Raw genomic sequence first — 9,629 nt, 5'->3', positions numbered from 1 at the left:
GCCCGCAGTTTCTTCATGGCGTTTTTCTCTAACTGACGCACACGTTCTGCGGAAACACCGTATTGATCGGCCAGTTCCTGCAAGGTGGATTTATTGTCATCATCCAACCAGCGCGCCCGGATAATATGCTGGCTGCGTTCATCCAGCCCTTCCAACGCGTAGGCAAGTTTATCCGCGGCATGATTATCCCAGTTATCTTCTTCGATGCCATCGGCAAAGTCAGAAGATTTATCCTGAAGATACAGCATCGGTGCCATCGCCTGGCCATCATGCGATTCATCATCCGGCGTGGGATCGAACGTCATGTCTTGCGCGGCCATACGCGATTCCATTTCGCGCACATCTTTGCTGGTGACACCCAATTCACGGGCCACCAGTTCTACTTCATCCTGATTAAACCAGCCCAGACGCTGTTTGGTCTTACGCAGGTTAAAGAACAACTTACGCTGCGCTTTGGTGGTCGCAACCTTGACGATACGCCAGTTACGCAACACATATTCGTGAATTTCGGCTTTGATCCAGTGCACAGCAAAAGACACCAGACGCACACCCATTTCCGGGTTGAAGCGGCGTACCGCTTTCATCAGGCCGATGTTGCCTTCTTGAATCAGGTCTGCCTGAGGCAATCCGTAACCCGCATAGGTACGAGCTACGTGAATCACAAAGCGCAGATGCGACAGGATCAGCGCTTTCGCCGATTCCAGATCGCCCTCGTAATGCAGCCGTTCAGCCAGTGCCCGCTCTTCCTCCGCCGTTAGCATCGGATAGGCGTTGGCGGCACGAATATACCCTTCCAGACTGCCCTGGGGAACTAAGGTGAAAGTTTGCATATCTTTGGTCATTCGACCCCTCTTCAATTAGCGTGAGTGAGTAAACTACAACGTTAACCCTCACATTACGTACAACAAAACCGATGAACCTAACTGCCGCTCCGGCACAGAACCTTTGACTATGCCGTATGCCGAGAGTTCCTTCCGTTCACCGACTAACTCTATTTTATCGCCTGACGGCGACAGATCAAGGTGAACCTGTCGATGATTTTGCCCCACCCTCGGCACGCCAAGGCACCCGAAAATCCTACCAGAAAAAACTCATTCTGGTGTAAAGCGACGTAAATGTTGTACGGTTGCCAGCCATGCCGCCAACCAGCCAATCATCCCGGCAATCAACAACAGCAGCAGTGATTCATCCCAGGTGAGTCCGGTCACGACAAAGCGCGTACCAAATACCGTCGCGACCTGATCGACCACGGCAGAAAGCTTCCAGACCAACGCCTGCGACAGAATCAGCGACAGCAACGCGCCACCGCAGCCCAACAATGCACCGCCGTTCAGGAAGGGGCGTAAAATAAAGCCGTCCGTCGCCCCAATCAGCTTCATGACATTGATGGTTTCACGGCGGCTGAAAATACTCAGACGCACGCTATTACCGATAACCAGGAAAACGGCAACAATCATCAGGATTCCGATGGTAGTGGCCACCTGCCCAACCAGTGAGGTCAGCGCCACTAAGCGCGCAAACCAGCTATCATCCATACGGACTTCACTCACACCGTGCACCGCAGCTACGCGATCGCGCAGCGAGGTCAGCGTCTGCGAGCTTTGGAAATTCAGCTTTGGCGTAATGATGGCAACGGCGGGCAGCGGGTTCTCTTCCAGCATGTCCAACGCACCACCGAAACCGGACCAGTTGCGGAACTCACCCATCGCTTCATCACGGGACAGGTAGTTGACCTTATCCACCCCGTCCTCAGCTTGAAGCGTGTTAATCACGCCCTGCGCCGCATCATTGTCCAGCGCTTTATCCAGATAGACCGTCAGTTGCGGTGTGGGATACCACTGCGTCGCTGCCTGGCTGACGTTTTTCCACACCAGATAACAGATACTTGGCAAGGTCAGCGAGATAGCAATCACCATCACGGTCAGCAGCGTCGCCAGCGGCTGGCGCAGCATATCCGCCAGCGTATTGTCCCAGGCATAACGCCACTGTTCTTGCCAGCCCCCGCGCAGTGCCTTTTCCTTACTCACGCGAGGTTTTGCATTACGGGAATTAGTCGCCATAAACGCCTCCCAGCATACGTCCTTGCGACAGCGTCAGTACGCGATACTGACGGCTGGCAATCAGCGTCGTGTCGTGCGTTGCCATCAACACCGTGACGCCAACGCGGTTAAATTCTTCAAACAGACGCAAAATATCCTGAGACAGCGCGTTATCCAGGTTACCGGTCGGTTCATCTGCCAGCAGCACCGTCGGTTTGTTCACCACCGCGCGGGCAATGCCCACGCGCTGCTGTTCACCGCCTGACAGTTGAATCGGGTAGCTCTTGGCTTTATCCAGCAAGCCCACCTTATCGAGTGCGGCAGATACGCGACGGCGGATATCTTCACTGCTCGCGCCGGCAATAATCAGCGGCATCGCCACGTTATCGTAGACGGTACGATCCATCAGCAAATGGTGATCCTGAAAGATCATGCCGATCTGGCGGCGCAAGAAGGGCACCTCACGCTTTTTCAAGCGGCTGATATTGTGCCCACTAAACAAAATCTGGCCCGCGCTCGGGCGCTCTATGCCACAAATCAGTTTCAGCAGGGTACTTTTCCCGGCACCGGAATGGCCCGTCAGAAACGCCATCTCCCCAGGGAGCAGATGAAAATCCACCCCCTGCAACGCCTGACGTCCACCGAGATAAGCCTTACTGACTTGTTCAAAGCGAATCATCCGTTTTCATCCTCTCGGGCAAGCTGTTTATCCTCACGAGACATCAGTCTTCGCGGGCAAAAAGCGCCTCAATAAAATCGTCAGCCTTAAAGGGACGCAAATCATCAATACCTTCCCCTACCCCAATATAGCGGATAGGAATTCCAAACTGATCGGCGATGGCAAAGATCACCCCGCCTTTCGCGGTGCCGTCCAGCTTGGTCAGGGTGATGCCGGTCAAGCCGACGGCATCGTTAAACAGTTTCGCCTGGCTGACGGCGTTTTGCCCGGTGCTGGCGTCCAGCGTCAACATGATTTCATGCGGCGCAGACTCATCCAGTTTTTTCATCACGCGGACAATTTTCTTCAATTCTTCCATCAGGTGCGCTTTGTTCTGCAAGCGTCCTGCGGTATCCGCGATCAGCACGTCAGCACCGCGCGCTTTCGCCGCCTGAATGGCATCAAAAATCACCGAAGCGGAATCCGCCCCCGTGTGCTGCGCGACCACGGCCACGTTGTTACGCTGACCCCATACCTGCAACTGCTCCACGGCGGCAGCACGGAAGGTATCCCCGGCAGCTAGCATCACTGATTTACCCTGCGCCTGGAACTGGCGCGCCAGCTTACCGATGGTGGTGGTTTTCCCTACGCCATTAACGCCGACCATCAGGATCACGTAAGGCGTTTTTCCGTCGATGTTGAGCGGCTCGTCCACCTTGTTAAGGATAGCGCCCATCTCTTCTTTCAGTTTTACCAACAGCGCATCGGCATCTTTCAGTTGCTTGCGACTGGCGTGCTCTGTCAGGTCGGCAATAATCTTGCGCGTGGTTTCCACGCCGACATCAGCAATCAATAATTGCTCTTCCAGTTCCTCAAACAGATCGTCGTCGATTTTCTTACCGCGAAACAATCCGATAAATCCGGAACCGAGATTTTCTCGGGTTTTTACCAGACTGCGTTTTAGCCGGGCGAAAAAGCCCTCTTTGGTCGGCCTTTCCTGCTCTTGTGAGACGGGCACTGGCTCAGCAACGTGTTCTGCAACGTCCGTTAGCACTTGCTCATCGGCACTATCCTGTGATGGCAGAACATCTTGTGATAGCAAAATGTCCTGCGCTTCAGGACTCACTGGCACCGCTGTACGGTCTACCGTCTCAGCGGTTTCAACGGTTTCAACGACGTCCGCGATGCGCGGCAATTCGGGCTGCGCTGCTGCCGGTTCTTCCAGCACCTGTGCGCTGTGAACCTCAGCCTGCACGTCAGGCTCATCGTTTGGCGTTTCGGTGTGAACGTCCGATACCACAGGCACATCACTGTCCTGAGGCGGTGCCACATCCTGCTGCTGTTCTGCTGTTTGCGGTTGCTCAGTCTGTTCCTCTTCCTGACGCCCTAATCCCAGCCAGGAAAAGAAACCGCGTTTTTTCTCTTTTGTCATATCGCAATCGCGCCCCATGCTGCTGCTCACAGCAGCGCTTAAATAAGTGAAGTCAATAGCCCGGTCAGAGTCGAGCCCAGAGTCTACCACTTTCCGCCCAGCAGCAACACGCACCATGGCAGGGCAGGTGGCGACAATCTCGGTAACGAAGTATGTCATCTCGATAACCGCGTAGGCCAAAACCACGCGTCACCGCAGAGAAACCTGATATTAACATTCCTTCCCCTCCTAACCCTCGCTAGAATAGCGCCTACCTATTACCGATAGCGAATTTCAGCACCCGGCAACCCGGTGTTCTACAGTAAACAGACGATGGCAAAAAAAAATGCACCTGCACAGGCAGGCCAAATCCGCATTATCGGCGGCCAGTGGCGCGGACGAAAACTTCCCGTGCCAGACAGTCCTGGGCTGCGCCCCACCACCGATCGCGTTCGTGAGACGCTGTTTAACTGGCTCGCGCCGGTCATTCAGCAGGCCCGCTGCCTGGATGGCTTCGCAGGCAGTGGCGCATTAGGGTTTGAAGCGCTGTCACGCTATGCAACCCATGTCACCCTGCTGGAAAACGAACGCAACATTGCCCGGCAACTGGAGCAGAATGCGGTGCTGTTGAAGGCGAACAACGCGCGCATCATCAACACCAATACGTTGAACTGGTTGGCGCAGGCCGGTGAACCCTATGATGTGGTGTTTCTCGACCCTCCCTTTCGCCGGGACTTATTGAACCAAACGCTCAGTTTGCTGGAACAGCAGGGCTGGCTGGCATCCGAGGCGTGGATTTATGTGGAAACCGAGGCCGAGAATGGCGAGCTAGACATTCCGGCTACCTGGACGCTACACCGCGAAAAAGTGGCAGGACAAGTGGCATACCGGCTGTATATCCGCCAGGCTACGCCCACACAGCATGAAGAGGCAGACGATGATTTGGATTAACCTGGGTCGGATATTGATGATCGGCGTGTGGGGCTTTTTAATTACCAACCTGATTGCGCCCTTTCCCCGCCCGCTGAACATCTTCATGATGGTCGCGATGGGGTTCACCCTGTTGATGCACGGTTTTCAGGTGCTGTTGTTGCGTGCCAGCCACGGAAAAGAACAGGGGCCACTGAGCCGCGCACTGGAAGCACGTATTTTCCTGTTCGGGGTGTTTGAACTGCTGGCGTGGCAGAAAAAGATGAAGGGTGTTCAACCCACTGGCGGGACGAAAAAATAGCCCTATGCAGGTTCGAAGGACACAAAGCGTGAGCCCTGGACCTGCAATCTGCCCGTCATCCCCAACGCCAGCGCCTGATACTGCGTTTCGCTCAGGCGATAGGTAAGGTTTTCCCCTGCGGGCAACAGCCTAAACGTCGCCTCATAGCGCACAGGAAGATCGGGATTCATTGGCTGTGCGCGCGTTGGGCGCGCCAACGGTATGGCGCGCAGCGCAGCGATCTCGGCCGCTACCGTACGCAGCGGTGCGGCATCGTCCGCAGCGCGCTGGCGTCGTTGCTGCAAAAACTGTCGCCACCCCAGAAACAGGATCAGGCTGACAGCCAAAGACCACCAATGGGATATTTCCCACGACATCAGGGCTTTTTCCCAGACAGGAAAGGGAAAGCGGTGACATTGTCGCCCAGATCGGAAATACGGGCCGCCCCTTTCTCCGTCACGGCGTCGATGCGGATCACCGCTTGCAGCGGAATAAAGCTGCGATTTACGCCGGAAAACTCCGTTTTCAGCTTCTCGGTAGAAGGGTCCACCAGCAGGGTGGAGGGGCCGTCAAAAACGAAATCCGCAATCTCGATAAACCCAAACAGACTGCTTTGCACCAACTCTCGCACGTAAAGCTGATAATTTTTGCCGTTATTCATAAATTGAATCCGGTAGAGCGCTGACTCATTGCTCATGCAAAAACCGTCCCCCTTCAGTGGTATCGCGAAGATATATATACAAAAAAACGATCATTATTGCCGCCAACATAGCATGAAGCGCGTGACTTCGCACTTGTCACACGGCGTGTTGTTCATCCCGCGTGCGATCTCCTACACTCAATGATGAAAAATCCAATAAGGTGATAAGGATACCCTATGCTCTGGTCGTTTATTGCCGTTCTGTTTTCAGGCTGGCTCTACGTCGATGCCAGCTACCGTGGGCCTGGCTGGCAACGCTGGCTGTTCAAACCCATTACCATCGCGCTGCTGCTGGCGCTGGCCTGGCAAACACCGCTGATGAGCGTCACCGGTTACTTTATCGTGCTCGGCCTGTTGGCAACGTTAGCTGCGGATATCCTGCTGTTACTGCCCATACAGCGCATGTTGTTCGCCATCGGTGCCTATTCCGTCTGCCATCTGCTTTACACCATCGGGTTTCTGGTGGCGAAAGCGTCACTCACGTTTTTCTGGCCACTGCCGCTGTTACTGCTGGTGATTATCGCGATATTGCTTGCCATCCTGTGGTCACGGCTCGACACCCTGCGCTGGCCGGTCGTGGCATTTGTCGCAGTGAATGCAGTCATGGTGTGGGTTGCCGGGGAACAGTACTTTGCGCTTGGCAACAGTAATAATCTCTCCTGGTTTGCAGGCAGCGTGCTGCTGTTTATCGCTCACGGCGTCTGGCTGATTCACCATTACCGCTTTCCGTTTCGTGCCCATCAGGCGATGGTTGCCGCTGGCTATTTCGCGGGCCATTTTTTGATCGTAAGGGCGCTCTATTTTTAACCAGCGCTGAATATCAAAAGCGCTGTGCAGCTACTGGCAGCAGTGATAAAGTCTTGGATGAGAACCACTATCATCAAATAGGAGAGCATGATGCATTCTCATCACCAGACCCACGCTGGCCACACTCATCACGATCACGGTGCCAGCGCGTGCTGCCAGCGCCATGCGCAACGCAGTAGCCATGCCGATCGCAGTTGCTGCGCGGTTAAACACAACACTACAGCCCTCTCTGCGTGCGACACCACACCCAGCGCGGAACACAGCGCGTCTGACGGCGGAGAGAGCGGCGATTCCGGCGACCCCGACGGCAGCGACAGTGACGCCTCCCCCGCTTTTGGCGTGCGCTTCAGTTGGATTATCCGCGGGATGGATTGTCCCAGTTGCGCCAAAAAGATCGAAAACGCTATCACCCCGCTTCCCGGCGTCATTCAAGCAAGCGTTCGCTTCGCCACCGAAAAACTCATTGTTGATGCACAATCCGATATTCGTACAGAGATTCAACGCGCCGTAGAGCACGCTGGGTTTACCTGGCAAGATACGTCCCCTGGCGCAACCACCCCAACATCATCTGCTCCTGCCGAAACGCCTTTACGCCGAATCCTGCGTGAACACGGTTTTCTGATTCTGTTTGCGGTATTAACCGCCGTCAGCGGGATACTTTCGCTGTTTTCGCCGCGCGCTTCGGAGATAGCTTTTATCGCTACCACGCTGCTGGGGCTGATACCGCTGCTCGGACAGGCGATTAAACTGATTCGCAGCGGCACGCCCTTTGCCATCGAAACGCTGATGAGCGTCGCCGCGCTGGGTGCCTTGTTGATTGGTGCCACCAGCGAAGCCACCATGGTGATTTTGCTGTTTATGCTGGGAGAGCGCCTGGAAGCCTACGCCGCACAGCGCGCCCGTCGCGGCGTCAGCGCGTTGATGGCATTGATGCCAGAAACCGCAACGGTGATCCGTGCGGGTCAGCGAACTCAGGTCAGCATTGCCGCACTGCAACCTGGCGATGTGATCGAAGTGGCGCCGGGCAGCCGATTGCCCGCCGATGGCGAACTGCTGGTTCCCCATGCCAGCTTTGATGAAAGCGCATTGACCGGGGAATCCCTGCCGGTGGAGCGTGAGCAGGGCGACAAGGTCTCAGCAGGCAGCCTGAGCGTCGATCGCCTGATACAGCTGCGCGTGATCTCCGAACCGGGCAACAGCGCCATCGACCGTATTTTGCATTTGATTGAAGAAGCCGAGAGCCACCGTGCGCCGATAGAGCGTTTTCTCGATCGCTTTAGCCGCTATTACACCCCGGCCATCATGCTGCTCGCCGCAGCGACCATCGTGGTGCCGCCACTGCTATTCGGTGCGCAGTGGCAGGAGTGGATTTATCGCGGCCTGACGCTGTTGCTGATTGGCTGCCCCTGTGCGCTGGTCATTTCCACCCCGGCGGCCATCACGTCCGGCCTTGCGGCCGCTGCCCGGCGCGGCGCGCTCATCAAAGGCGGCGCGGCACTGGAGATTCTGGGCACCATCAATACCATCGCCTTCGATAAAACCGGCACCCTGACACAGGGCAAACCGCAGGTGACGGATGCGATACCCGCGCAGGGCGTGAGCACGGCTGCGTTGCTGGCGCGCGCGGCGGCGATCGAGGCGGGTTCACACCACCCCCTGGCGAAAGCCATTGTCCAGCATGCCCGCACGGTTGCCCCAATGTTACCGGTGGCAACGGCACAGCGTGCACTGGCTGGCGTAGGGGTTGAAGGCGTTATCGCAGGCAAAACCATCAGCGTCAAAGCACCCGCTAAAATCGCACCCGAGGCGCTCGACGCAGACTGGCGCAATCGGATTCACACCCTGGAAAGCGACGGAAAAACCGTGGTGGTGGTGCAGGAAGAAACGCACATCATTGGCTTGCTGGCGCTGCGTGACACCTTGCGGGCGGATACGCCGCAAGCGATTGAGGCACTGCACACACTGGGAATTCGCTGCACTATGCTCACCGGTGATAACCCGCGTTCAGCGGCAGCCATCGCGGCGGCGCTGGGCATTGACTATAAAGCAGGGCTGTTGCCTTCCGACAAAGTGGATGCCGTGCGCGAGATGAACCAGACCCACCCGACGGCGATGGTGGGCGATGGTATTAACGATGCGCCAGCAATGAAATCGGCGGCGATCGGCATCGCCATGGGCGGGGGCAGCGACGTTGCGCTGGAAACCGCCGATGCGGCGCTTACGCATAATCGGCTAAGCGAACTGGCGGGCATGATTCGGCTTTCGCGCGCCACGCGCAACAATATCCGGCAAAACATCACGCTGGCATTAGGGCTGAAAGCCATCTTTCTGGTGACCAGCCTGCTCGGGATCACCGGATTGTGGCTTGCCGTACTGGCTGATTCCGGTGCCACGGCGCTGGTGACCGCCAATGCGCTGCGCTTATTGCGGCGTGAAAAACCACAAGACGCCGGATAACGGCAAAGAGACTACTTCTTGCGCAGGAGGTAGCGGTAGGGCAGTGATGCCGTCTCCTGTGCCAGAAGTTCGTGCTCCATATAGACGCAAAAACCCGGTATATCGCGCGTGGTTGCCGGGTCATCCGCCAGAATAAGTAGCGTCTGCCCCGTCTCCATTTGACGCACGGTTTTACGCACCATCATCACCGGCTCCGGGCAGCGCAGCCCCTGAGCATCGAGGGTTTTATCCGGGTTGGTGAAGGTGTCGGTCATCATTATTCTCAGCAATGGCATAAAGGCATAGATAACGACCGCCCAGTGTGGCGGCCATCAAAACCGCCCTAGTTTACGCCGCAGATTTTCCTG

General features: G+C 56.3%; 11 protein-coding genes. 4 read left to right on the top strand and 7 right to left on the bottom strand.

The window, feature by feature from the left end; all coding sequences use genetic code 11:
* From rpoH to ftsY, 4 genes are all read right to left on the bottom strand, one after another.
* On the bottom strand, positions 1 to 842 hold an 842-nt coding region (gene rpoH, locus J5224_RS18955; protein WP_264626833.1), incomplete at its 3' end, for an RNA polymerase sigma factor RpoH.
* 249 nt (positions 843 to 1,091) lie between these two features.
* The gene (gene ftsX, locus J5224_RS18950) at positions 1,092 to 2,060 is read right to left on the bottom strand and encodes a permease-like cell division protein FtsX (RefSeq protein WP_264626832.1); all 969 of its coding nucleotides are present in this window, start codon (positions 2,058 to 2,060) and stop codon (positions 1,092 to 1,094) included.
* Positions 2,050 to 2,718 (bottom strand): cell division ATP-binding protein FtsE, encoded by a 669-nt coding sequence (gene ftsE, locus J5224_RS18945; protein ID WP_222159087.1) that lies wholly within the window; start codon positions 2,716 to 2,718, stop codon positions 2,050 to 2,052. The genes ftsX and ftsE overlap by 11 nt, the downstream gene beginning before the upstream one ends.
* 43 nt (positions 2,719 to 2,761) lie before the next feature.
* A complete protein-coding gene (gene ftsY, locus J5224_RS18940; RefSeq protein ID WP_264626836.1) occupies positions 2,762 to 4,129 on the bottom strand; it encodes a signal recognition particle-docking protein FtsY in 1,368 nt (455 codons plus the stop codon).
* A gap of 312 nt (positions 4,130 to 4,441) precedes the next feature.
* Between ftsY and rsmD the strand changes: the two genes are divergently transcribed.
* Both rsmD and J5224_RS18930 read left to right on the top strand, forming a co-directional pair.
* Complete coding sequence (rsmD, locus tag J5224_RS18935; RefSeq protein ID WP_264626831.1) at positions 4,442 to 5,059, top strand: 16S rRNA (guanine(966)-N(2))-methyltransferase; 618 nt, start codon at positions 4,442 to 4,444, stop codon at positions 5,057 to 5,059.
* Positions 5,046 to 5,339 (top strand): DUF1145 family protein, encoded by a 294-nt coding sequence (locus tag J5224_RS18930; protein ID WP_264626830.1) that lies wholly within the window; start codon positions 5,046 to 5,048, stop codon positions 5,337 to 5,339. The genes rsmD and J5224_RS18930 overlap by 14 nt, the downstream gene beginning before the upstream one ends.
* 2 nt (positions 5,340 to 5,341) lie before the next feature.
* Here the strand turns inward: J5224_RS18930 and J5224_RS18925 are convergent, their stop codons facing one another.
* On the bottom strand, positions 5,342 to 5,695 hold the full coding sequence (locus J5224_RS18925; protein WP_264626829.1) for a DUF2500 domain-containing protein: 354 nt from the start codon (positions 5,693 to 5,695) through the stop codon (positions 5,342 to 5,344).
* A complete protein-coding gene (locus J5224_RS18920; RefSeq protein ID WP_222159083.1) occupies positions 5,695 to 6,015 on the bottom strand; it encodes a DUF1820 family protein in 321 nt (106 codons plus the stop codon). The genes J5224_RS18925 and J5224_RS18920 overlap by 1 nt, the downstream gene beginning before the upstream one ends.
* 180 nt (positions 6,016 to 6,195) lie before the next feature.
* On the opposite strand from J5224_RS18920, the gene J5224_RS18915 reads away from it, so the two are divergent.
* The gene (locus tag J5224_RS18915; protein WP_264626828.1) at positions 6,196 to 6,825 is read left to right on the top strand and encodes a lysoplasmalogenase; all 630 of its coding nucleotides are present in this window, start codon (positions 6,196 to 6,198) and stop codon (positions 6,823 to 6,825) included.
* A gap of 90 nt (positions 6,826 to 6,915) precedes the next feature.
* The gene (locus tag J5224_RS18910) at positions 6,916 to 9,282 is read left to right on the top strand and encodes a zinc/cadmium/mercury/lead-transporting ATPase (RefSeq protein WP_264626835.1); all 2,367 of its coding nucleotides are present in this window, start codon (positions 6,916 to 6,918) and stop codon (positions 9,280 to 9,282) included.
* An 11-nt stretch (positions 9,283 to 9,293) separates the two neighbouring features.
* Here J5224_RS18910 and tusA read toward each other — a convergent pair whose 3' ends face one another.
* Complete coding sequence (tusA, locus tag J5224_RS18905; protein WP_264626834.1) at positions 9,294 to 9,536, bottom strand: sulfurtransferase TusA; 243 nt, start codon at positions 9,534 to 9,536, stop codon at positions 9,294 to 9,296.
* Positions 9,537 to 9,629: the final 93 nt, after the last annotated feature.

It is taken from the genome of Candidatus Symbiopectobacterium sp. NZEC135 (assembly GCF_025962695.1).
The sequence above is the reverse complement of the archived record's forward strand: the minus strand, read 5'-3'. Positions and strand labels throughout refer to the sequence as shown.